Origin of the sequence: Streptomonospora sp. PA3, assembly GCF_009728995.1 — a bacterium.
Taxonomy (GTDB): domain Bacteria; phylum Actinomycetota; class Actinomycetes; order Streptosporangiales; family Streptosporangiaceae; genus Streptomonospora.
In genome coordinates, this window is the sequence record NZ_VTZW01000019.1 from 180,668 (window position 1) to 202,451 (window position 21,784).

Genomic DNA, 21,784 nt, shown 5'->3' on the forward strand with positions numbered 1-21,784 from the left:
GGTCGGGCGGTTCAGGTTTGCGGGGCCGCCGGTTCGGCCCAGCGCCGCCCGTCGGCCGAGGGCACCAGGCCGCCTTCCAGCAGCGGCGCCTCGTCGGTGCCCGGTCCGGTGACCCCGCGGCGCTGGATCCGGTTCATCTCCGACATGACGTCGGCCACCACCGGCGCGCGGAACAGCTCGCTCATCCGCTCCCCGCTCTGTGTGCGGGCGGCGCCGGTGCGCTCCACGGCCCCGGTCAGCTCGGCCGAGGAGGAGCTGAAGCGCTCGGCGAGGGCGTCGGCTCCCACCAGCGCGGTTTCGGCGGAGGATGCTCCGGCGACCAGGGTGGCGAAGGCCTGCATGTCGCCGGCCTGCATGTTGGTGACCTTGCGCGCGGTCCAGAAGTAGGTCTCCTCGCGCTGGCGCATGTCGTAGAAGGCGGCGAGGAACTCGTAGAAGACGGAGTACTCGCGACGGTAGCGCCCCTCGAACTCGCCGAAGGCCCGCTCCTCGCTCAGCTCGCCGGCCAGCACGCTGTTGATGGAGCGCGCGGCCAGCAGCCCGCTGTAGGTGGCCAGGTGCACGCCGGTGGAGAACACCGGGTCGATGAAGCAGGCCGCGTCGCCGACCAGGGTGATCCCCGGCGCCCAGAACCGGGTGTTGGCATAGGAGTAGTCGCGGCGCACCCGGACGCTGCCGTAGGTGCCCTCGGTGACGCGCTCGGCGCCGCCCAGCAGGTCGCGCACGATGGTGCAGCGCCGGATGGAGTCGCGCAGGGCGCCCTCGCGGTCGGCCTGGATGCGCCCGGCCTGGTCGCGGTTGAGGACCGCGCCGACGCTGGTGAGGTCGTCGCGCAGCGGGATGTACCACAGCCAGCCCTCGTCGAAGGCGGCGCAGAGGATGTTGCCGGCGTCGGGTTCGGGGAGCCGGCCGCCGCCGGCGAAGTAGCCGAAGACGGCGAGGTTCTGGAAGAACTCGGAGTAGCGTCGGGTGCCGCCGGCGGCCGCGTGCAGCCGGCCGGTGCTGCCGGAGGCGTCGACGACGTGGGCGGCGGCGATCTCGCGCCGCGCGCCCGCGGGGTCGGTGTAGACGACTCCGGTGACGCGCCCGCCGGTCTCCACCGCCTCCAGGACGGGCGACTCCTCGCGCACGTCGACACCGTGGCGGGCGGCGTTGCGCAGCAGGATGTCGTCGAAGGTCATCCTGTCGACCTGGTAGGCATACGACGTCGGCCCCGACAGCTCCGGCGACAGCGCGAACAGGAAGTTCCACGGCTCGGGGCTGGTGCCCCAGCGGAAGCTGCCGCCCCGCTTGGTGGTGAACCCGGCGCGGCGGATCTCCTCGTCGGCGCCGAGCAGGCGGCACACGCCGTGCACGGTGGCCGGCAGCAGCGACTCGCCGATCTGGTAGCGGGGGAAGCGCTGCTTCTCCAGCAGCACGACCCGGTGCCCCTGGTCGGCGATCAGGGTTGCGGCGGTGGCGCCGGCGGGGCCGCCTCCGACGACGATGGCATCGAATTCCTCTGGCGCGCTCATGTTCGCGGCTCCTGGTCTCGGCGGATTCTGCGGGCGGTGTCAGGCGTCGAGCAGCAGCCGGGTCCAGGCCGCGACGGTGGGCTCCTCGGCCAGGGTGATGAAGTCGGTCTCGACGCCGGTCTTGCGCCAGCTCTCGACCAGGCTCATCAGGCGGATGGAGTCCATGCCGCGGTCGAGCAGGTTGTCGTGTTCGCCCAGCGAGCCGGCGGGCTCGCCCAGCACCTGCTCGACGTCGGCGCGGATCCGCTCGGCGGTCAGCGCGTCGCTCCGCTCGGCGCCCTGGCCGGTGGCGGAGGGGGCGGGGTTCTCGGACACGGCGGTGTTCTCCTCGGGTCGGACGGCGGGCCGGTTTTCGGACCGTCGTGGGGGTTTCGGTCGGCTGCGGGCCGGGCGCGCGGCTAGCGCCCGAACGCGACCGCCTCCTCGGGGCGCACCGCGGGGGCGGTGCGGGCGCTGATCGCGTCGAGGATCTCGCCGACGCGCACGGCGACGTTGGACAGCAGTGACGACGAGATCCCGTGGGTGTGCTCGGTGCCGCCCTGCAGGAAGATGCCGCAGGTGACCTCGTCGGAGGTGGCCAGCCGGTAGTCGCGTTCGACGGCCGGGCGCCCCCGGTCGTCGCAGACCACGTGCTCGGCCACCTCGCCGAGCAGGTCGCGGGGGTCGGCGGAGGTGTAGCCGGTGGCGTAGACGAGGTAGTCGGCCTCCACGGCCGTGTGCTTGCCGCTGGCGAGGTCCTCCACGGTGACGGTCACGCCGCCGGGCCCCTCGTGCACGTCGGCCACGCGCGAGGTGTTGTGCAGGCGCAGCCGCTCGGCGCCCTTGACCTTGTCCTGGTAGGCGGCGTGGTAGAGCGCGTCGATGAGGTCGGGGTCGACCACCGAGTAGTTGGTGTTGCGGTGGTAGCCCATGATCTCGGCCTTGGTCTGGGCCGAGGCGCCGTAGAAGGCGTCGACCGCCTCGGGGTCGAAGATGCGGTTGGCGAAGGGGCTGTCGTCGGAGGGGCTGTAGCCGTAGCGGGAGAAGACGGCGTGCACCCGCGCGCGGGGGAAGCGGCGGTAGAGGTGGTCGACGCACTCGGCGGCGCTCTGCCCGGCGCCCACGACGACGAAGGAGCCGGGGTCGGCCCCGCCTTCCAGGCCCTCCAGCCGCTGCAGCAGGTACTCGTTGTGCCAGACGCGCTCGGTCTGGCGCGCCCCCTCGGGCAGGCGCGGGGTGAGGCCGGGCGCGAAGACGACGTTGCGGCCGCGGCTGCGGTGGCGGGCGCCGTCGGCGGTGCGCGCGACGACGTCGAGCTGGGCGATGCGCCCGCTCTCGTCGCGCACCGGCTCGACGCCCACCACCTCGGCGCCGTAGCGCACCTGGTCGCCGACCCGGTCGGCGCACCAGGCCAGGTAGTCGTGGAACTCCGCGCGCAGCGGGAAGAGCGTCTTGTGGTTGATGAAGTCGTGCAGCCGGCCCACGGCGTGCAGGTAGGACAGGAAGCCGAAGTCGCTGGCGGGGTTGCGGGTGGTCACCAGGTCCTTGAGGAAGGAGACCTGCATGGTCGCGTCGTCGAGCAGCATGCCGCGGTGCCACCCGAACTCGGCCTGGCGCTCAAGGAAGACACCGCTGAGCACGGGGGTGGCGGGGTCGGCGGCGGCGCGCTCGCGCTGCTCGCGCAGGCCGATGGCCAGCGCGACGTTGGAGGGCCCGAACCCGATCCCCACCAGGTCGTGGGAGGGCGGGGGCTGCGGCGTGTCGGTCACGGGGGTCCTTTCACTCACCGGGGTCGTTCTCCTGCCTGGACGCTGGATGTGCCGGGCACCGCTCACACGCGCGAGTCGAGCGCGGGGGCGGGCGCCAGCGCGGTCGCGGCCTCGTGGGCGGTCAGTGCGACGCCGCAGCGCTGGGCGACGTAGCGCAGCGCGAAGCGGTGGTCCTCGGCGCTGAAGTCGGCGGTGGCGTCGGCGATCAGGAAGGGCTGGATGTCGCGCATGAACGCGTCGGCGGCGGTGAGCAGGCAGCCGATGTGGGCGTAGACGCCGGTCACCAGCAGCTGGTCGCGGCCCTGGCGGCGCAGCCGCTCGGCCAGGTCGGTGCCGACGAACGCGCTGTAGCGCGACTTGGTGATCAGCGCCTCGCCCTCGCCCGGCCGCAGCGGCGCGGCGATGTCGGTCTCGGCGGCGTCGGCGCGCATGCCCGGGCCCCAGAAGTCGCCCTCCAGGCCGCGGTGCTCGGGTGTCATGCCGCCGGGCTTGGCGGTGTAGAGCACCGGGACGCCGGCGGCGCGAGCGGCGCTGCGCAGGGCGGCGATGTTGGCCACGGCGCCCTCGATCGGCTGCGCGCCGGGCCGGTAGGCGTGCAGGAAGTAGTGCTGCATGTCGTGGACGAGCAGGACCGCCCGAGCGGGGTCCAGGCGCCAGTCCGCGCGGTTGGCGGGCAGGTCGCGGGGGGCGGGCAGGTCGTAGGGCTCGATGTGCGGCAGCGGCATCGGGGTGTCCATTCGACGGTGGCGGGCGGGGGCGGGCGCGCCGCGGCCGGGGCGCGCCCAGCGGTTCACGGCTGGGGGGCGGGCCTGGCGGGGGGCGGTGCGCCGGGGGCGTGGGCGGCTCGGACGGCTTCGCGCAGCTCGCGCCGGCTGACCTTGCCGACCCCGGTGGCGGGGAAGGCGTCGACGAACTCCACCCGGTCGGGGATCTTGTAGCCGGCCAGTCCGCGTTCGCGCAGGAAGGCCAGCAGCTCGGCGCGGGCGGGCGCGCTCGCGCGGGGGACGACGTAGGCGCAGGCGCGCTCGCCCAGGAACCGGTCGGGCATGGCGACCACGGTGGCGTCGTGCACGGCGGGGTGGGCCAGCAGGTGGTCCTCGACCTCGTCGGGGGCGATCTTCTCGCCGCCGCGGTTGATCTGGTCCTTGGCGCGGCCTTCCACGACGATGTGGCCGGTGGGGGTGAGGCGCACCAGGTCGCCGGTGCGGTAGAAGCCGTCGGGGGTGAAGGCGGCGGCGTTGTGCTCGGGGGCGCGGTAGTAGCCGCGGATGGTGTAGGGGCCGCGGGTCTGGAGCTCGCCGAGCCCGCCGGGGGGCACCTCGGTCCCGTCGCTGTCGACGACGCGGAGCTCGTCGTCGGGCGAGATGGGGCGTCCTTGGGTCGTGGTGACGACCTCCTCGGGGTCGTCGTAGCGGGTGTAGTTGACCAGCCCTTCGGCCATGCCGAAGACCTGCTGGAGGGCGCAGCCCAGAGTGGGGCGCACCCGGCGGGCGGCCTCGGGGTTGAACTTGGCGCCGCCGACCTGCAGGACGCGCAGGGACGACAGGTCGCGGTGGGCGTGGGCGCCGCCCTCGACGGCGTCCAGCCACAGCATGGCCACGGGCGGCACGACCGCGGTGTGGGTGACGGCCTCGGCGTCGATGAGCGCCAGGCAGGTGGCCGGGCTCGGGTCGGGCGCGAGCACGACGGTGCCGCCGACGCTGAAGGTGCCCAGGAACCCGGGCGAGCTCATCGGGAAGTTGTGCACCGCCGGCAGCGCGGCGAGGTAGACGGTCGCGGTGTCCAGCTCGCAGATATCGGCGCTGGCGCGCACGGAGTAGAGGTAGTCGTCGTGGGTGCGCGGGATGAGCTTGGGCAGCCCGGTGGTGCCGCCGGAGAGCTGGAGGAAGGCGACGTCGGCGGGGTCGGGCTCGGCGGTGGCGCCGGGGCCGGCGCCGCCGCCGGCGCGCATCCGCTCCAGAGGGGTGAGGCCGGGCCGGTCCCCGGTTTCACCGGCCACCAGGATGTGCTCGGGGCCGCCGGTCTCGGCGCGGACCTCCTCGGCGAGGGCGCGGTAGTCGAACCCGGCGTCGGTGTCGGCGACGACCAGGGCCGCCGCCTCGGTGAAGGAGCACAGGTAGGAGATCTCGGCGCGGCGGTGGGCCGGCAGCGCGTAGACGGGCAGGGCGCCCAGCCGGAACAGGGCGAACGCGACCTCGAAGACCTCGGGGCGGTTGGGCAGCTGGACCACGACGCGGTCCCCGGCGCCGATGCCGAGCCGGGCCAGGCCGGCGGCCATGCGGTCGGCGCGGGCGTCGAGCTCGGCGTAGCTCCAGCGCTGCCCGGCGCCCACGACCGCGGTGCGCTCGGCGAAGCGGCGGGCGCGGTCGCGCAGGAAGGCGCCGATCGTCTCACCCTGCCAGTAGCCCCGTTCGCGGTACCGGTCGGCGAACTCGGTGGGCCAGGGGGTGCATCCGGCGAGCATGGCGGTGGGCGTTCCCTTCTGCGTTCGGACGGGCGGCGGTGCGCGGTCGGAGGGCGGGCGGGTGTCAGCGCGGCGGCGCGGCGAGCGGCTGGTTGACGCCCAGGGCCAGCAGCAGGGTGCGCAGCTTGGCGGAGGTCTCGGCGAGCTCGGCGTCGGGGTCGGACTCGGGCACGATGCCGCCGCCGGCGAACAGGTCGAGGGTGTCTCCGGCGACGTCGGCACAGCGGATGGAGACCACCCACGCGCCGTCGCCGCGGGCGTCGGTGCACCCGACGGCGCCGGTGTAGAAGCCGCGGTCGAACGGTTCGATACCGGCGATGGCCGCGCGCGCGGCGGCGGTGGGGCTGCCGCACACGGCCGGGGTCGGGTGGAGCGCGGCGGCGAGCACGGGCGAGGGGGTGCCGGGGTCGCGCAGCTCTCCGGTGATGCGGGTGGACAGGTGCCACAGGGTGGCGGTCCGGGCGAGTTCGGGCTCGGGCACGTCGAGGGTGCGGCAGTAGGGCCGCAGCGCCTCGGCGACGGCCTCGACGACGACGGCGTGCTCGTGGCGGTCCTTGGCCGAGCCGAGCAGGTGGACGGCGTTGCGCTGGTCCTTGCTCGGGTCGGCGCTGCGGGGCGCTGAGCCGGCCAGGGGGTTGGAGACGACCCTGCCGTCCCGCTTGGCCACCAGCAGTTCGGGGCTGGCGCCGATGAGGGTGCGGGGCGCGGCGCCGGCGGAGGGCAGGTCGGCGGCGAAGGTGTAGGCGGCCGGGTCGCGCCAGGCGAGGTTGCCCAGCAGCTGGCCGACGTCGACGGGGCCGGGCCCGGTGAGCCGCAGCGAGCGGGCGAGGACGATCTTGGCGGTCGCCTGTGCGCCGGTGCCGTGGGCGAGGTGCTTGAGGGCCTGTTCGACGTTGGCGACGTGGGCGGCGGGATCGGGCAGGGCGCGCATGTCCCAGGGGCCGGGCAGCGGGCGCTGCCTGCGGTCGCCCTGCGGGCTCCGGGACAGGGGCGGCGCGGTGCGCACCAGTGCGGGGACCACCAGGCGGCCGGGAGCGGTGCCGTCGAAGGGGATCGCGCCGATGGCGATCGGGCCCGATTCCGCCTCGGCCGTGCCCTGCGCCAGCAGCCCGCTCACGTCCTCCAGTCGTTCGGCGGTGGCCGCGACGCCTTCGCCGAGGATCACGCCGTCGGGGGATGCCAGGAACGCGGCGCCGGGGCGGTAGGCGTCGAGGAGGTCCCCGGCGGCAGCGGCGGGCGCGGTGCGCTGGTGGAACACCGGTGATGTCTCTTTTCTGGCCGGCACCGGCCCGATCGGCGGCTGTCCACTCCGGTGCGGGTGCCCACTGATCAGGTCGGTGAAGTGCGGAATCGGATCGGACGGGAGGGGGTGCGGTCGGTGCCGCGGGGGTCAGGCGCGCAGGGTCGCGCCCCCGTCGACGTAGAGATCGTGCATGGTGATGTGCCGGGCGGAGGACGAGGCGAGGAAGCAGACGGCGTCGGCGATGTCGGCGGGGTCGGCGATGCGGCCCAGGGGGATCCCCACGCGGAAGTCCTCCGGCGAGCCGGCGATCACCCGGCGCTCGCCGTCGGCGTCCTCCCACATGCCGCGCTGCATGGGGGTGTCGGTGGAGCCGGGCGCGACCACGTTGCACCGGATGCCGCGGGGGGCGAGTTCGAGGCCGAGGGACTTGGTGAACATGGCCGCGGCGGCCTTGGAGGCGGCGTAGGCGGCCATTCCGGCGCGCGGCACCCCGGCGGCGTTGGAGCCGACCGTGGTGATGGTGCCCCGGCCGCGCGGCGCCATGCGCCGGGCGGCGGCGCGGGAGACGTGGAAGACGCCGGCGGCGTTGACGGCGAAGACCCGCTGCCACTCGGCGTCGGCGGTTGCGGCGACCTCGCCGGTGGCCAGCACCCCTGCGGCGCTGACGGCGTGGGCGACGGGCCCGAGGTCGCGTTCGACGGCGTCGAACAGCTCCTCGACGGCCGCGGCGTCGCGCACGTCGGCGGTGTAGGCCCCGGCTTTGCCGCCGTCGGCCTGCAACCGCCCGACCAGCTCGGCCAGGCCCCGGCTGTCGAGGTCGGCGGCGGCGACCACCGCGCCCTCGGCGGCCAGGCGGGCGGCCACAGCCCTTCCGATGCCTCCCGCGGCGCCGGTCACCAGGGCGACGGTGTCCGCGATCCCGTTGTGGGACACGGCCCTCCTTCCGAGCACAAAAAAGGGTAAGCAAACCTCACTAAGGCAATGCTTACCTAAGCGACTGTCCGCAAGTCTTGAACGGCGGAGCGCATCGTGTCAACCCTGCGAATCGCGACAGAAAGTGAGGAAAATCCCCAAAACAGGCGGCTTTCAATGTCCGCAGCATCTCACTCGCGACCCGCCCGCCTGCTGACTTGAGGCGGAACGCACCCCGTGGCGGAGGTAAGACCACTGTGACCCCGGCGCCACCCGTTCCGACCCCGCCGCGAACTGACCCGCTGAGAACGATCGTCCACTTGGAGTGAGTGTGAGCGAACACAAGCGACGGCGGGTACAAAGATCGCCGCCACGGCAGGCGTTCAGCCGCCGCCGACGCCCTCTTCCTCCGGCGGGGGGCCGGACAGGTCGGCGCGGCGCAGGGCCGGCAGTGCCAGGCCCACTCCCGCGACCGCCACCGCGCAGGCCGCGCCCCCGGCCACCACCGCGATCGACGGGCCGAGCGCCTGCGCGAGGCCCCCGGCCAGGGCACCGCCCGCAGCGGGGCCCGCGGTGGCCAGCACCAGCCAGAACGAGCTGACGCGGCCCAGCAGGGCGCCGGGGGTGTAGCGCTGCATCAGGGCGCGCTGCAGGATCTCGGCGGTGATCATGCCCGCGCCCGCGAGCCCGAGCAGCACCAGCGCCGCCGCGAGGTGCCTGCTCGCCCCGAACCCCGCCATCGCCGCGCCCCACACCACACCAGCCGCGATCAGTGCATACCCCGGCCGGGGGATCCGCCCCGCCCAGCCGCTGAACAGCGCGCCGAGGAAGGCGCCCACGGCCGGCGCCGAGTACAGCAGCCCCACCGTGCGGGCATCGCCCATCAGCACGCGCTCGCCCATCGCGGGGAACACCGCATAGGGCAGGGCGAGCAGCCCGCCGCACAGCTCCACCAGCAGCAGTCCGGCGACGATCCGGTGGCGCCGCGCGAACCGCCATGCCTGGGCCAGGGCGCGCAGCGGGCGGGCGGAGCGGTCTTCGGCGGCCGCGGGCAGGCGCGGCAGCAGCAGCATCAGCGCCACCTGCAGGACCGTTGCGGCGCACGTGGCGGCGTAGCAGACCACGACGCCGGGGCCGGCGATGACCAGGCCCGCCGCCGACGGTCCGACCATGGTGGCCAGCTGCGTGGTGATGGCCGTCAGCGCCCCGGCCGCGGCCAACTGGTCGGTGCGCACCAGCTCGGGGGTGACCGCCACGAGGGCGGTCTCACCGACACCGTCGACGATCCCCAGCGCGGCGGCGCAGGCGTAGACGGCCAGCGGGCTCGGCGCGCCGGCGGCCGCGTTCAGCGCCAGCGCCGCGAACACGGCCGCCGCGCCGGCGCGCGCGGCCAGCAGCAGCGCGCGCCGCTCAAGGCGGTCGGCCAGCACGCCGCCGACCAGGGTGCCCGCGACCAGGGTGGTGCCCGCCACGGCGTTGACGGTGCCCACGGCCAGCGACGACCCCGTCAGGTCGTACATCTGCACCGACAGCGCCACCAGGGTGAGACTCACCCCGGCCAGGGCGACCGCCCGCGAGGCGAACAGCACCCGAAACGCCCGGCGGGACCTCAGCGGCGCGAGGTCCAGCAGGAGTCCGGGCATCAGCGCTCCTCCAGGCGGGGAAAGACCACCCGGTTGAGCACCAGCGTCACGGCGGCGCTGACGGGCACCGCGAGCAGCGCACCCACCACGCCCAGCAGCGCGCCGCCCAGCAGCGCCGAGGTGATGATCACGGTCGGCGCCACGTGCACCGAGCGCTGCAGGATGCGCGGCGCGATGACGTAGCTTTCGATCTGCTGGTAGACGAGGAAGAAGGCCAGCGTGACCGCGCCCAGGCGCAGGTCGCCCACGCCCACGGCCAGGGTCACCGCCAGCGCCCCGATCGTCGTGCCCACCAGCGGGATCAGCGCCGTCACGGCGACGATGAGCGAGAGGGTCAGCGCGTAGCCGGAGCCGATCACGGTCAGGTAGGCCAGCGCGACGGCGCCGCCGATCAGCGCGATCACCAGCTGGCCGGCGATGAAGGCGCCGATGCGCTCGATGATCTCGTCGCCGAGCTCGCGCACGACCGCGCGCCGCGAGCGCGGCACCAGCCGGTAGCCGACCTCGGTGATGCCGGGCAGCGAGACCATGAAGAACACGGTCAGCACCAGGGTGATGAACGCGGCGAAGAGCGAGTTGATCACCGCCTGGCCGATTCCGAAGACGCCGCCGAACAGCCGCCGCTGGAACTCCGCGCTCGTCAGGAACCCCTGGAGGCGGTCGAGCACCTCGAACCGGCGGTCGAGGTCGGCGAGGACGGGGTTCTGCTGGGCGAGCACGAAGTAGTCCGGCAGGTCGGCCACGAAGGCGGCGACCTGCCGGGTCAGCGGCGGCACGATCGTCCAGAAGAACCCGGCGGCGAGTGTCACCAGCGCCAGGCACACGGCCGTGATCGCCGCCCAGCGCGGCAGTCCGCGGCGGCGCAGGAACTCCACGACCGGGTTGAGCCCCACGGCCAGGAACAGGGCGACCAGGAAGGTGACGAAGACGTCCTGGGCGAGCGCCAGGGTCTCGACCAGCAGCCAGGCGCTGAGCACGCCCAGCGCGCCGACGAAGCCCACGACGAAGAAGTTGACCTGCTCCAGCGATCCGCCGCGAGTGCGGCGGGCCCCGCGCTCCGCCCGCGCCATCACCCGCGCGGCCCGCTCCAAGCCCCGGGCGGACCGGTCGGCCGGCGCGGACGCCGCAGCGGAATCGGCCTCGTGATCGGCCACTCCGGCCCTCCCCCACGTGGGTTGTGCCTGCTCAACTTAACGAACCGGTCGGCGCGGCGGCGAGCCGGGCGCGCGGTCTCACCCGGCGGGGGCGCATCACGGCGGCGGCGTGCGGATGTCCATGGCCTGCTTCAGGCCGCTGTAGTGGAAGATCCTGTCGATCTTGCCCGGCGGGACGAGGACGGTCAGCGCGCCGCCGCCGCGGGCCAGGCGCCGGTGCAGCCGGGCCAGGGCGCCCAGGCCCACCGAGTCGATGAAGGACAGCCCGGTGAGGTCGACGACCATGCGCGGCCCGTAGACGATCTCGGCGGTGCCGGCCGTCTGCTCGAAGCGGTCGACGCTGGCCAGGTCGAGCTCTCCGCTCAGGCGCATGACGGTATAGCCGTCGCCGTCGCTGATTCCCAAGTCCAACTGGCACATGAGGGCCCGTCCCGCATTGCGCTCGTACCCGCGGGCGCGGCCGCCCGGCGAGTGCTGCCTGCTTCGATCCCGACCCATTTTCCCGGTGCTTGGGACCGAGAGGAACCGCGAACGCCTCCGCGCGCCCCGGCGGGCGCGCTCAAGCCCCCTCCGGCCGCGGGACCGGGGGGCGCAACCGGGCCGAACCGGCGGTGCGGCGCCGGCGCCCGCCGCGCCGCCCGCCGGTCAGCTCCGCCGGCTCCCCGGCCGGTACAGGGGCAGGCGCAGGACGAACACGGCGCCGCCCAGCACGTCGCTGTCGCCGGCGTCCAGCGTCCCGCCGAGGGCGCGGGCGATCTCGCGGGAGATGGCCAGCCCCAGCCCGGTGCCGCCGGGATCGCGGCGGCGGGACTCGTCCAGCCGGGCGAACCGGTCGAAGATCCGCTCGCGGTCCTGCTCGGGCACCCCGTGGCCGTCGTCGTGCACCCGCAGCACCGCCTGCCCGCCCTCCTGCGCGACGCCGACCAGGACCCGCCGTTCGGCGTGGCGCTCGGCGTTGGCCAGCAGGTTGGTGAGCAGCCGGGCGAGCCGGGCGCGGTTGCCGTAGACGTGGGTGCCGCGCTCGACGCTGCTGTCCACGCGCACCCCGGCCGCCCTGCGCTCGGCCTCGGCGGCGGCGAGCTCGCCCAGGTCGACGGGTTCTCCCCCGCTGATCAGGTCGGCGTCCAGGCGGGCCAGCTCCAGCAGGTCGGCGACGATGCGCTCCAGGCGCTGGGTGTCCTTCAGCGCGCCGCGCAGCGCCTCCCGCGGATCGCCGGCTCCGGGGTCGGCCAGCTCGACCTCCAGCCGGGTGCGCAGCCCCGCGATCGGGTTGCGCAGCTCGTGGGAGGCGTCGGAGGCGAACCTGCGCTGGCGGTCCAGGGCGGTCTCCAGCCGGCGCAGCGTCTCGTTGGCGGTGCGGGCCAGCGCCGCGATCTCGTCGTCGGTCTCGGGGACGGGCAGCCGCTTGTCGGGGTCGGAGGCGGTGATCTGCTCCAGGCGGGTGCGCACGTCCTCGACCGGTCGCAGGGTTCGCCCCGACTGCCACCAGGCGATACCGCCGATCGATGCGAGCACCGCCGCGCCCAGACCCACCAGGGAGAACTCCAGCAGCGGCCCGGTGAGCAGCACCGAGCGCGGAACGGCGGCGTAGACGAGCGCGTCGCCGTAGGCGGAGTCGGGCGAGGAGTAGCCGACGACGGTCAGGCAGTCGCCCGGGTCGGGGTCGCACACCACGTCGCCGACCGGCCCGTCGTCCCGACGGGGTTCGGCCGAGGTCAGCGGCCCGGCGCCCGCCAGGGTTCCGGTCGCGGCCAGGACCTCGCCGGACCGGGACACCACCTGGATGCGCACGACGCCCCCGCGAGGGCGGATGGGTCCGTCGAAGCGCTCCTTCTGGATGTCGACGACGACCTCGCGGGCCGCCTCCCCCGCGGCGAAGACCTCCTCGCGCTCGACGACCACCCGGGTCAGCCGGCTGGTCGCCGTTATCGCGACCACCAGGATGAGGGCCGCCACCAGCATGGAACCGACGGTCGCCCGAGCCCGGATCGACCGCAACCGCGCACGCGGGAATCTCGCCATGGGCCTCCAGAGCCACCCGTCGGATCGCCGTCGATCGCGTCCGGGTCCCTTCCCGGTGGCCGCGGCGACAAAATCGGCACTCGGAAAACAAGGGTAAAACCCCAGGTGCGGCGCAGCACGGCGGCGGTCCCGGTGCTCGGCGAAAGGCGGCAGCGCATATCCGCCGGCGCCGGCGATCGCGCCCGGAGCCGGCGGCCCGGAGGCTCTGGCAGGCTGGTCGCATGGACGACACGCGCGACGCCCTGCTCGCCAAGTACGACGCGGCGTGCACCACCACCTGCCACTACTGCCCCTGCCCGCTGCCGCCCGAGACGGTGCGGTGCCGGCTCTGCGGGCGCCTGCAGGAGCGCGGGGCATCGGCCCAGGCACACGGCCGGAGCCAGGGCGCACCCCCTTCGGACTGATCCTCCCCCGCCTCCTGCGCACCGACGCCGAGTCGGCACCGATCGGCGACACTCCGCACCGAATTTTCGGAAAACCGCTTCCGAATACGCTGAGTCGCGATTCAATCTCCGTGTGCAACGAATCGGACGCGGGGCGGCACGGCCCCGCTCAGGAGGCAACATGCGGAATCGACGCACACCGGTGCTTCTCGCGGTGCTGACCGGGCTGCTGGCGCTGTCCCCGGGAGCCCATGCGGCGGCAGGGGCTCCCGCGGCCGCGGCCACGACGGGCGGGCGGGCGGCGCAGGTGCCCGACGCGGTCCTGCGGCTGTCGGTGGCCGCCACCGAGGAGAAGAGGTCCGACAGCACCACTCTGCACTGCCGCCCGGCCGGCGGTTCCCATCCCCGCGCCGAGGACGCCTGCGCGGCGCTGGAGCGCGCCGAGGGCGATTTCTCCGCCCTGGGCGAGCGCTCCCAGCAGACCACGATGTGCACGCTGCAGTACGCGCCGGTGCGGGTGAGCGCCAGCGGAGTGTGGCAGGGCGCGCCGGTGGACTACAGCGAGACGTTCAGCAACCCTTGTGTCGCGCGGGCCGAGACCGCGGGGGTCTTCGACTTCGGCACGGCCGATGCGGGCGGGCCGGATTCGCCGGCCCGCTGAGCCCCGGGCGGCGGCCGAAGCCGGCCGCCGCCCCTGCTTTTCCGCGGGTGTGCGGGGTGCTTGACGCGTCGCGCAGGCCTGCTCGCATACGTCCGGCTCGCGCCCGCGTCCGGCTACTCGTAGGGGTCGGGCGGGTTGTCGACCTCCTCCATGGACTCCACCTCGAACCGGTGGTCGCGGGCGTCCTGCACAGGGCCCTCGGGAGGCTGCCAGGTGCCCTCGACCCGCCACCAGCTGTCCTCGGGCGGCTCGGGCCGGTTGGTGATCAGCACCCGGTTCACGATGGCGTCGGCCGCGCAGCAGGCCATCTGCAGCCGCGCCAGGTACCAGCCCTCTCCGTCGGGGTTGGGTACGGCGAAGCCGGTGAGGCGGATGGTGAGCCCTTCCATGGTCCGCTTCTCGTCGGTCCACGCGCGCACGACGAACTCCTGGACCTTCATCTCGACCGGCCCCGACCCACCGGCGACCTCCTCAAAGTCCGCCCCCTCCCCGCCATCGCGCGGCGGCGCCGCCGTGGCGGCGTTCTCGGCGGTGTAGGAGCCCAGCGCCGGCGGCGCGACGACGAACACCGCCAGCACGGGCAGGAGCAGCAGCCAGGCGACGCGCGGTGCGCCGTGGCCGTGCCCGTCACCGGTGGAGCAGCAGGAGTCGGCCCCGGCTCCGTCGTCGCGCCCCGCCAGCGCCGAGCGCGCCTCTGCGGCGACCACGGCCGCGCCCAGTCCGATCAGCACGGCGCCCGCCGCGATCAGGAACGGGCGGAACCCCGGCTGCACGTAGTTCAGGTACAGGTCGCTGACCACGGTGCTGCTCAGCGCCCCCGCACCCAGCAGCGCCAGCACGATGCCCTGCGCGATCCTGTTCACAGCAGTACGCCTCCGATCACGAAGGTGAAGGCCAGAGCGGCCGCCAGCGTCAGCGGAACGAACCTGCGCACGAAGGACCAGCCGAACGTGCCGCCCTGCAAGGCGATCAGCTTGAGGTCCACCATCGGACCCACGACGAGGAACGCCAGCTTGGCGGTGGGCGAGAACTCGGTGAGGCTGACGGCGACGAACGCGTCGGCCTCGGAGCAGACCGACAGCACGATGGCGAACAGCGCGAGCACCAGCACCGAGACGACGGGCATGTCGGCGACGGCGGCCACCCACTCGCGCGGTACCACCACGTTGACGGTCGCAGCGGCGAGCGCCCCGACGACGAGGAAACCGCCGGCGTGCATCAGGTCGTGCACCATCGAGTCGCGGAACACCTGCCAGCGCGGCGCCTGCGGATCGTGGTGGGCGCCCGGCAGGCGCAGCCAGTCGGTGCGGCCCAGGCGCGCCCACACCCAGCCCACGACGACCGCGGTGCCGAACGAGGCCGCCAGGCGGGCCAGCACCATCTCGGGTTGCCCGGCGAAGGCGACCGCGGTGGCGGCCAGCACCACCGGGTTGATCGCCGGTGCGGCCAGCAGGAAGGTCAGCGCCGCCGCGGGTGCCACTCCCCGCCTGATCAGTCCGCCGGCGACCGGGACCGAGGCGCATTCGCAGCCCGGCAGCACCATGCCCGCCGCTCCGGCGGCGGGAACCGCCGCGAACGGGTTGGCGGGCATGACCCGCCGGTAGAACGACGCGGGCACGAACGCGGTCAGCGCCCCGGAGAGCGCCACGCCGAACACCAGGAACGGCAGCGCCTGCAGGCTGATGGCGGTGAAGACGGTGGCCCAGGCCAGGAACGCCTCGCCGGCCAACCGGTCCGACAGCCAGGCGTTGCCCGCGACCAGCGCGAGGGTGAACAGCGCGAACCCCCACACCGTCGCCAGGCGGCGCGGCCCGCGGGGCCGCCCCCATTCGGGCGGGGGCAGAGCGCCGTCGGGCTCGTCCCAGCCGGTGGCCAGGGAATCGCCCAGGGATGCGTGTGCGGCGGGGGCGGGGCCCGCCGGGCGTTCGGGCACGCTGGTACTCCGTGCGGCTCGCTGGTGGCTCCCGCCGCGGGAGCGGCGGCGGGGGTCGAAGGATCCCGAGCATAGTACCGGTAACGGTTTTCATCCCGCTCGCCGAATCCGCAACCGCCACACGCATGGCCGCCCCGTACCGTGAAAACCGTCCGCGCCGAGGGCCGCCCGGCCCGACCGAGCCGACCGTCAACGAAGGAACCGCGTGCTGACTGCGAAATCGATCCTGCTGTTCGTCCTGGCCGCGCTGTGCGAGATCGGCGGAGCCTGGCTGGTGTGGCAGGGGGTCCGCGAGCACCGCGGCCTGCTGTGGGCCGGAGCCGGCGTGCTGGCGCTGGGCCTCTACGGCTTCGTGGCCACCCTCCAGCCCGACGCCCACTTCGGCCGCGTGCTGGCGGCCTACGGCGGGGTGTTCGTCGCCGGATCACTGGCCTGGGGCATGGCCGTCGACGGCTTCCGCCCCGACCGCTTCGACATCCTCGGCGCCGCGATCTGCCTGGCCGGAGTCGCCGTCATCATGTACGCCCCCCGCGGCGGATGAGGCACCGGCCGCCGGGCCCGGCCGTGCCCGCGCACGACGGCGGGAGCGTCTCGGCCGCACGGGTACGAGAAGGCTCCGGCCGGCTCCGGGCGGTCGCGCACGTGCAGCCGCACGGGTACGAGAAGGCTCCGGCCGGCTCCGGGCGGTCGCGCACGTGCAGCCGCCCGGAGCCGGCCGGAGCCGATCAGGGTGTCTTAGCCCTAGCTCCGCGGGGCGGAGGTGTTCGGGCGGTCGCTTCGGTGGGGCTTGCGGGGGCGGGAGTCGCCGGTGCGGCGGTCGCCGTGCTGCCCGCGGTGGCGCGGGGGTCCGCCGCGCCGCCGGGCGCCCGGGCCGCCGCGGCCCCGCCCGCCGCGCGGGCGCTCGGGCTCGGGCGGCTCGACCCACGGCTCCCACGACGGCTCGCGGGCGCCGGTGACCTCGCTCAGCAGCTCGTCGCCGGGGTTGACCAGGTGCTGCTCGGCCCGGACGCCAGCGGCGCCGAGCAGGCTCCGGGCCATGCGCCGCTGGTTGGGCGCCACCAGCGAGACCACGCGGCCCGACTCCCCGGCGCGGGCGGTGCGGCCGCCGCGGTGCAGGTAGTCCTTGTGCCCGGTGGGCAGATCGACGTTGACGACCAGGTCGATGCCGTCGACGTGGATACCGCGCGCGGCGACGTCGGTGGCGACCAGCGCCTGCACGCGGCCCTCGCGGAACTTGGCCAGGGTCTTGGTGCGCACGCTCTGCGACTTGCCGCCGTGCAGCGCCGCGGCGGGCACTCCGGCGGCCACCAGCTGCTCGCTGATCGAGTCGGCGCGGTGCTTGCTGCGCACGAACAGCAGGGTGCGGCCCTCGCGCGCCGCGATCTGGGTGACGATGCGGTTCTTGTCCCGCGGCAGCACCTTGAGCAGGTGGTGCTCCATCGTGGTGACGTGGGAGACCGGAGGGTCGACCGAGTGGGTGGCGGGGTCGTTCATGTAGCGGCGCACGAGCTTGTCGACGTCGCCGTCGAGCGTGGCCGAGAACAGCAGGGTCTGCCCGCCGGTGGGGACCTGGTCGAGCAGTTCGCTGACCTGCGGCATGAAGCCCATGTCGCACATCTGGTCGGCCTCGTCGAGCACGCTCAGCTCGACGTCGCCGAGGTCGCAGGCGCCCTGCTCGATCAGGTCGGTCAGCCGCCCGGGGGTGGCGACCAGGATCTCCACGCCGCGGCGCAGCTCGTTGATCTGGCGGGTGTAGGAGCTGCCGCCCACGACGTCGCCGATGCGCACGCCCATGGGGCGGCCGTAGGCGAGGAGTGCGTCGCGCACCTGCTGGGCGAGTTCGCGGGTGGGCACGAGCACCAGGCCGCGGGGGCGGCGGGATGCGGCGCGGCGGTCAGCGGAGCGAACGAGCATCGGAAGCCCGTACGCGAGAGTCTTGCCCGATCCCGTGCGGCCGCAGCCGAGCACGTCGCGGCCTGCCAGCGCATCGGGGATGGCGGCGGCCTGGATCGGGAACGGCGTGGTGACGCCGTTCTGCGCGAGCTTGTCGACGACCTTCTCGGGGAGTCCGAGACCGTCGAAGCCCGGGCATGCGGCAATATCCGTCAAGTGACGTAAACCTTCCTCATCGATCGGCTGCGTTTCGAGGAAGGCCCCGCGGCCATGGCGGAGAGATCGCCCAAACGCGCCGGATAACGCGACGCGGGAACCCGTCGAGGTCCCCGGTGCCAGACGGCCCGGCGCGCCGGATGCGCGCAGCACGGAACGACCGCCTTGTGCAGCGTACTAGACCCCGCCTGCAACCCGTGCACCATGCGTGGTGTTCCCGCGGTGATCCCCCTCCCACTCCGCGGGCTCCCGCGCCGCCGGGGGCCGCGTCCCGGCGGCGCGGCCGCTTCAGCCGCGGGCGTCCTGAGCGGCCAGCGCCCTGAGCCGGGCGGCCTGTGCGCGCCGCTCGGCGGCGGACTGCTCCTCCAGGGTGCGGCCGGGCGCGCCCTGCAGCAGCTCCTTGGTGGCGGCGGCCGCCTCGCGGGGAACCGCCAGCAGCGCGGCGACGAGGTCGTCCACGGCGCCCTCCAACTGGCCGCTCTCGACGACCAGCTCGGCCAGGCGCAACTCGCGGGCCTCGGCGGCGGAGACCGTGCGCGCGGTCAGGCACAGTTCCATGGCGCGGTTGGGGCCCACCAGGTCGACCAGCGGCTTGGTGCCGGTCAGGTCGGGCACGAGCCCGAGCGCGGGCTCCTTCATGCACAGCTGCGCGTCGTCGGCGAGGATGCGCAGGTCGCAGGAGAGGGCCAGTTGGAAACCCGCACCGATGGCGTGGCCGCGGACGGCGGCCACCGAGACGACGTCGGGCCGGCGCAGCCAGCGGAACCCCTCCTGGTAGTGGGCGATGAGGGCGTCCAGTTCGGCGTCGTCGGCGCTGCCGTCGGCGATGCGGTCGGTCAGGGAGACCTCGCCCTCGATCCCGCCGGGGCGGAACATGTTCAGATCGATGCCCGAAGAGAACGAGGAGCCTTCACCCGTAACGATGACAATACGGACAGACTCGGGCAGGGTCTGGCCGACATGGGCCAGTGCCTCCCAGGTACGTCCCGTCATCGCGTTGCGACGCTCGGGACGCGCCAGCGTCACCGTGGCGACCTCGCCGGTCACCGACAGCCGCAGTCCCGCCGCCTCCAGGTCGCCGTCGGCGGACCCGCCCGCTCCTGCCATGTGCACCTCCGCAGCTCGTCGCGCCCGTGCGGCGGGCGCCTCCGGTACCGTCCGCCCACCTTAGAGCCGCCGGCGCGACCCGCGGCCGCGAGGGTGGACGCCAGGCGGGCGACGGGCGGGAAGGGGGCGACGCGCAGCGTCGCCGTAGGGCGTGTTCAAGAACGGCGGGGGCGCCGCTTTGCAGGAACCCGCCGGGTATCACCTGGGGCGGCCGCTATCGGGGCTGCGGCAATGGGCGCGCCCCGCGGAGCGCGGTCGCAGCTTGCCGCCGAGCGCACGCGGTTCTTCCCAGGCGGAGCCGCACCATCGGTGGCGGGCCTCCGGCGCGAACGTACACCGTGGGCTCGGCGGCAAGCCGGCGCACAGCGCTACGCGCATCACAGGCCCATTGCCGCAACCACTGTGGTGACCGACCTTCTTAAACAGGACTTAGGGCGGCGGGCGACGGGCCGGAAGAGGGCGACGCGCAGCGTCACCGTTGGGGTGGTGGGGGGTGCTCTCCGCGGACGCCTTGGAAGAAGCCGAGGCATTCCCATGCGGTCCCGCCGGGGCCGGGGCAGGCCCGTTTCGCGATCTGCGGGAACGCGATGTGCGGTGCAAGGCGCCGCGCGGAGAGCTGTACCACTGCGCCGGGGGTTCCGGCCGGTCACAGGCGCGCTTGCCGTCCGAAAGGGGTGTCGGAGGGCAGCGGCGGGCGGCCTCAGCCGCGGCGGGTGGCGCCTCCGCGGCCGCGGAGGGTGACGCCGGCCTCGGTCAGCAGCCGGTGCACGAAGCCGTAGGACCGGCCGGTGGCTGCCGCAAGGGAACGGATGCTCTCTCCTTCGTCGTAGCGTCTTTTGAGTTCGCTCGCCAGTTCCGAACGTTCGGTGCCGGTCACGCGGGTGCCCTTTTTCAGGGTCTCGGCCACAGCTTCCTCCCATTCTCACGGGTGATCAACGCGACATTGAATGCCCATGATCAGCCATGCGGAAGCCGGTGGCTACCCGTCGCCGACGCAGCGGGGTCGCCCCGGCGCGCTGCGCGCCTTTCGGACAGCACCTAACCCAGACCGCAATTCCGGGGACGTCAACCGGCGCAGCCGGAGCGCGTCGCCCTCGCAAGCTCAGCAGGCGGCCCAGCTCAGGCGAGGGTGATCAGATCCGCGAACTCCACGTTCCACAGGTCCTCGACCCCGTCGGGCAGCAGGATCACCCGCTCCGGCGAGAGGGCCTCGACGGCGCCCTCGTCGTGGGTGACCAGGACGATGGCGCCCTTGTAGTTGCGCAGCGCGCTGAGGATCTCCTCGCGGCTGGCGGGGTCGAGGTTGTTGGTGGGCTCGTCGAGCAGCAGCACGTTGGCCGTGGAGACCACCAGCGTGGCCAGCGCCAGCCGCGTCTTCTCGCCGCCGGAGAGCACGCCCGCGGGCTTGTCGACGTCGTCTCCGGTGAACAGGAACGACCCCAGCGTGCGGCGGGCCTCGACCTCGGGCAGGTCGGGGGCCGCGCTCATCATGTTCTCCAGCACCGTGCGCCCGGTGTCGAGGGTCTCGTGCTCCTGGGCGTAGTAGCCCAGGCGCAGCCCGTGCCCGGGGACGACCTCGCCGGTGTCGGGCTCCTCGACCCCCGCCAGCAGCCGCAGCAGGGTGGTCTTGCCCGCGCCGTTGAGGCCCAGGACGACCACGCGGCTGCCGCGGTCGACGGCCAGGTCCACTCCGGAGAAGATCTCCAGCGACCCGTAGGACTTCGACAGCCCCTTGGCCGTCAGCGGGGTGCGCCCGCTGGGCGCGGGGTCGGGGAAGCGCAGCTTGGCCACCTTGTCGGCCTTGCGCTGGCCCTGCACCGAGTTGAGGATGCGCTCGGCCCGGTTCTCCATCTGGTGGGCCGCGCGGGCCTTGGTGGCCTTGGCGCGGAAGCGGTCGGCCTGCTTCTGCAGGGCGCCCGCCTGCTTCTCGGCGTTGGCGATCTCGCGCTTGCGGCGGCGCTCGTCGGCCTCGCGCTGGACCTGGTAGGCGCGCCAGCCCATGTTGTAGACGTCGATGACACACCGGTTGGCGTCGAGGTAGAAGACCTTGTTGACGACGTCCTCGACCAGTTCGACATCGTGGCTGATGACCACGAGTCCGCCCTGGTGGCCCTTGAGGAAGTCGCGCAGCCAGACGATGGAGTCGCCGTCGAGGTGGTTGGTGGGCTCGTCCAGCAGCAGGGTGTCGGCGCCGCTGAAGAGGATCCGGGCGAGCTCGATACGGCGCCGCTGGCCGCCCGAGAGGGTCCCCAGCGGCTGGCCGAGCACGCGGTCGTCCAGCTTGAGGCTGCCGGCGATCGAGGCGGCCTCGGACTCGGCGGCGTAGCCGCCCATCACGTGCAGGTGCTCCTCGGCGCGGGCGTAGGCGCGCGCCGCCTTCTCGCGGGTCTTGGAGTCGGCGCTGGCCATGCGCTCCTCGGCCCGGCGCATACGGCGCACCGCGTCGTCGATGCCGCGGGCCGAGAGGATGCGGTCGCGGGCGAGCTCGTCGGGGTCGGTGGCGCGCGGGTCCTGCGGGAGGTAGCCCACCGACCCGCTGACGGTGACCGCGCCGGATGTGGGGGAGTCCTCGCCGGCGAGCACCTTGGTCAGCGTGGTCTTGCCCGCGCCGTTGCGCCCCACCAGCCCGACGCGGTCGCCGGCGGCGACGCGCAGCGAGGTGGGCTCCAGCAGCAGCCGGGAGCCCACGCGCAGTTCGAGGTCGGAGGCGATCAGCATGGCGGCGGTGAACCTTCTGCGGGCAGGGGGCGCGGACGGGGCGGACGACCAGCGAGGCGCGGCGGGGACCGGCCGGGCGCGGCTCGGCGGAGCCCGCGCGGGATCGGACGCACCCGCCCACACTAGTGCCCGAGCAGAGCAACGTGCGCTGCAGCGGCCTTGTTCCCCCGCCC

Annotated in this window: 20 protein-coding genes; 3 read left to right on the forward strand and 17 right to left on the reverse strand. The window is 74.1% G+C overall.

The window, feature by feature from the left end; translation table 11 throughout:
- Positions 1 to 11: 11 nt before the first annotated feature.
- The 11 genes from FZ103_RS20145 to FZ103_RS20195 all read right to left on the reverse strand — a co-directional run bounded on the left by FZ103_RS20145 (position 12) and on the right by FZ103_RS20195 (position 12,640).
- Positions 12 to 1,514, reverse strand: coding sequence for a tryptophan 7-halogenase (locus tag FZ103_RS20145; protein ID WP_156003397.1), 1,503 nt, complete (start codon positions 1,512 to 1,514; stop codon positions 12 to 14).
- Between the two features lie 39 nt (positions 1,515 to 1,553).
- A complete protein-coding gene (locus FZ103_RS20150) occupies positions 1,554 to 1,829 on the reverse strand; it encodes a phosphopantetheine-binding protein (RefSeq protein WP_186356579.1) in 276 nt (91 codons plus the stop codon).
- An 83-nt stretch (positions 1,830 to 1,912) separates the two neighbouring features.
- Positions 1,913 to 3,262 carry a lysine N(6)-hydroxylase/L-ornithine N(5)-oxygenase family protein gene (locus tag FZ103_RS20155; protein ID WP_186356580.1) on the reverse strand — a complete coding sequence of 450 codons (1,350 nt, stop codon included), beginning with the start codon at positions 3,260 to 3,262 and terminating at the stop codon, positions 1,913 to 1,915.
- A gap of 62 nt (positions 3,263 to 3,324) precedes the next feature.
- Entirely contained in the window at positions 3,325 to 3,987 is a 663-nt protein-coding gene (locus FZ103_RS20160; protein WP_156003786.1) for an isochorismatase family protein, read from the reverse strand.
- Between the two features lie 65 nt (positions 3,988 to 4,052).
- A complete protein-coding gene (locus tag FZ103_RS20165) occupies positions 4,053 to 5,726 on the reverse strand; it encodes a (2,3-dihydroxybenzoyl)adenylate synthase (protein WP_156003399.1) in 1,674 nt (557 codons plus the stop codon).
- Positions 5,727 to 5,790: 64 nt separating this feature from the next.
- Entirely contained in the window at positions 5,791 to 6,984 is a 1,194-nt protein-coding gene (locus tag FZ103_RS20170; RefSeq protein ID WP_186356581.1) for an isochorismate synthase, read from the reverse strand.
- Between the two features lie 132 nt (positions 6,985 to 7,116).
- The gene (locus FZ103_RS20175; protein ID WP_186356582.1) at positions 7,117 to 7,902 is read right to left on the reverse strand and encodes a 2,3-dihydro-2,3-dihydroxybenzoate dehydrogenase; all 786 of its coding nucleotides are present in this window, start codon (positions 7,900 to 7,902) and stop codon (positions 7,117 to 7,119) included.
- A 362-nt stretch (positions 7,903 to 8,264) separates the two neighbouring features.
- The gene (gene entS, locus FZ103_RS20180) at positions 8,265 to 9,524 is read right to left on the reverse strand and encodes an enterobactin transporter EntS (RefSeq protein WP_156003403.1); all 1,260 of its coding nucleotides are present in this window, start codon (positions 9,522 to 9,524) and stop codon (positions 8,265 to 8,267) included.
- Positions 9,524 to 10,678 (reverse strand): AI-2E family transporter, encoded by a 1,155-nt coding sequence (locus tag FZ103_RS20185; protein ID WP_394350123.1) that lies wholly within the window; start codon positions 10,676 to 10,678, stop codon positions 9,524 to 9,526. The genes entS and FZ103_RS20185 overlap by 1 nt, the downstream gene beginning before the upstream one ends.
- A gap of 96 nt (positions 10,679 to 10,774) precedes the next feature.
- Positions 10,775 to 11,098, reverse strand: a complete 324-nt coding sequence (locus FZ103_RS20190) for an STAS domain-containing protein (RefSeq protein WP_186356583.1) — start codon at positions 11,096 to 11,098, stop codon at positions 10,775 to 10,777.
- A gap of 225 nt (positions 11,099 to 11,323) precedes the next feature.
- Complete coding sequence (locus FZ103_RS20195; protein ID WP_255430169.1) at positions 11,324 to 12,640, reverse strand: cell wall metabolism sensor histidine kinase WalK; 1,317 nt, start codon at positions 12,638 to 12,640, stop codon at positions 11,324 to 11,326.
- 281 nt (positions 12,641 to 12,921) lie between these two features.
- Between FZ103_RS20195 and FZ103_RS20200 the strand changes: the two genes are divergently transcribed.
- Together FZ103_RS20200 and FZ103_RS20205 are read left to right on the forward strand one after the other, a co-directional pair.
- The gene (locus FZ103_RS20200; RefSeq protein ID WP_156003409.1) at positions 12,922 to 13,104 is read left to right on the forward strand and encodes a hypothetical protein; all 183 of its coding nucleotides are present in this window, start codon (positions 12,922 to 12,924) and stop codon (positions 13,102 to 13,104) included.
- A gap of 160 nt (positions 13,105 to 13,264) precedes the next feature.
- Entirely contained in the window at positions 13,265 to 13,744 is a 480-nt protein-coding gene (locus tag FZ103_RS20205) for an SSI family serine proteinase inhibitor (protein WP_156003411.1), read from the forward strand.
- A gap of 113 nt (positions 13,745 to 13,857) precedes the next feature.
- On the opposite strand, the gene FZ103_RS20210 is transcribed toward FZ103_RS20205, so the two are convergent.
- Entirely contained in the window at positions 13,858 to 14,607 is a 750-nt protein-coding gene (locus tag FZ103_RS20210; RefSeq protein WP_186356584.1) for a TIGR03943 family putative permease subunit, read from the reverse strand.
- Positions 14,604 to 15,677: a permease gene (locus tag FZ103_RS20215; RefSeq protein WP_186356585.1), complete on the reverse strand. Its 1,074-nt coding sequence runs from the start codon at positions 15,675 to 15,677 to the stop codon at positions 14,604 to 14,606. The genes FZ103_RS20210 and FZ103_RS20215 overlap by 4 nt, the downstream gene beginning before the upstream one ends.
- A 205-nt stretch (positions 15,678 to 15,882) precedes the next feature.
- Here FZ103_RS20215 and FZ103_RS20220 point away from each other — a divergent pair, with 205 nt between their 5' ends.
- Positions 15,883 to 16,218, forward strand: a complete 336-nt coding sequence (locus FZ103_RS20220; RefSeq protein ID WP_186356586.1) for a YnfA family protein — start codon at positions 15,883 to 15,885, stop codon at positions 16,216 to 16,218.
- A 200-nt stretch (positions 16,219 to 16,418) separates the two neighbouring features.
- Here the strand turns inward: FZ103_RS20220 and FZ103_RS20225 are convergent, their stop codons facing one another.
- The 4 genes from FZ103_RS20225 to FZ103_RS20240 all read right to left on the reverse strand — a co-directional run bounded on the left by FZ103_RS20225 (position 16,419) and on the right by FZ103_RS20240 (position 21,611).
- Positions 16,419 to 17,786 (reverse strand): DEAD/DEAH box helicase, encoded by a 1,368-nt coding sequence (locus tag FZ103_RS20225; protein ID WP_156003413.1) that lies wholly within the window; start codon positions 17,784 to 17,786, stop codon positions 16,419 to 16,421.
- 288 nt (positions 17,787 to 18,074) lie between these two features.
- A complete protein-coding gene (locus FZ103_RS20230) occupies positions 18,075 to 18,893 on the reverse strand; it encodes an enoyl-CoA hydratase/isomerase family protein (RefSeq protein WP_156003415.1) in 819 nt (272 codons plus the stop codon).
- A gap of 700 nt (positions 18,894 to 19,593) precedes the next feature.
- A complete protein-coding gene (locus tag FZ103_RS20235; RefSeq protein ID WP_186356587.1) occupies positions 19,594 to 19,800 on the reverse strand; it encodes a helix-turn-helix domain-containing protein in 207 nt (68 codons plus the stop codon).
- Between the two features lie 212 nt (positions 19,801 to 20,012).
- Positions 20,013 to 21,611, reverse strand: coding sequence for an ABC-F family ATP-binding cassette domain-containing protein (locus tag FZ103_RS20240; protein WP_156003417.1), 1,599 nt, complete (start codon positions 21,609 to 21,611; stop codon positions 20,013 to 20,015).
- Between the last annotated feature and the right edge of the window lie 173 nt (positions 21,612 to 21,784).

Coding starts and splice junctions, on each gene's coding strand:
- FZ103_RS20240 (WP_156003417.1), bottom strand. CDS start 21,611: ATGCTGATCGCCTCCGACCTCGAACTGCGCGTGGGCTCCCGGCTGCTG.
- FZ103_RS20190 (WP_186356583.1), bottom strand. CDS start 11,098: ATGTGCCAGTTGGACTTGGGAATCAGCGACGGCGACGGCTATACCGTC.
- entS (WP_156003403.1), bottom strand. CDS start 9,524: ATGCCCGGACTCCTGCTGGACCTCGCGCCGCTGAGGTCCCGCCGGGCG.
- FZ103_RS20195 (WP_255430169.1), bottom strand. CDS start 12,640: ATGCTGGTGGCGGCCCTCATCCTGGTGGTCGCGATAACGGCGACCAGC.
- FZ103_RS20205 (WP_156003411.1), top strand. CDS start 13,265: ATGCGGAATCGACGCACACCGGTGCTTCTCGCGGTGCTGACCGGGCTG.
- FZ103_RS20200 (WP_156003409.1), top strand. CDS start 12,922: ATGGACGACACGCGCGACGCCCTGCTCGCCAAGTACGACGCGGCGTGC.
- FZ103_RS20165 (WP_156003399.1), bottom strand. CDS start 5,726: ATGCTCGCCGGATGCACCCCCTGGCCCACCGAGTTCGCCGACCGGTAC.
- FZ103_RS20230 (WP_156003415.1), bottom strand. CDS start 18,893: ATGGCAGGAGCGGGCGGGTCCGCCGACGGCGACCTGGAGGCGGCGGGA.
- FZ103_RS20160 (WP_156003786.1), bottom strand. CDS start 3,987: ATGCCGCTGCCGCACATCGAGCCCTACGACCTGCCCGCCCCCCGCGAC.
- FZ103_RS20145 (WP_156003397.1), bottom strand. CDS start 1,514: ATGAGCGCGCCAGAGGAATTCGATGCCATCGTCGTCGGAGGCGGCCCC.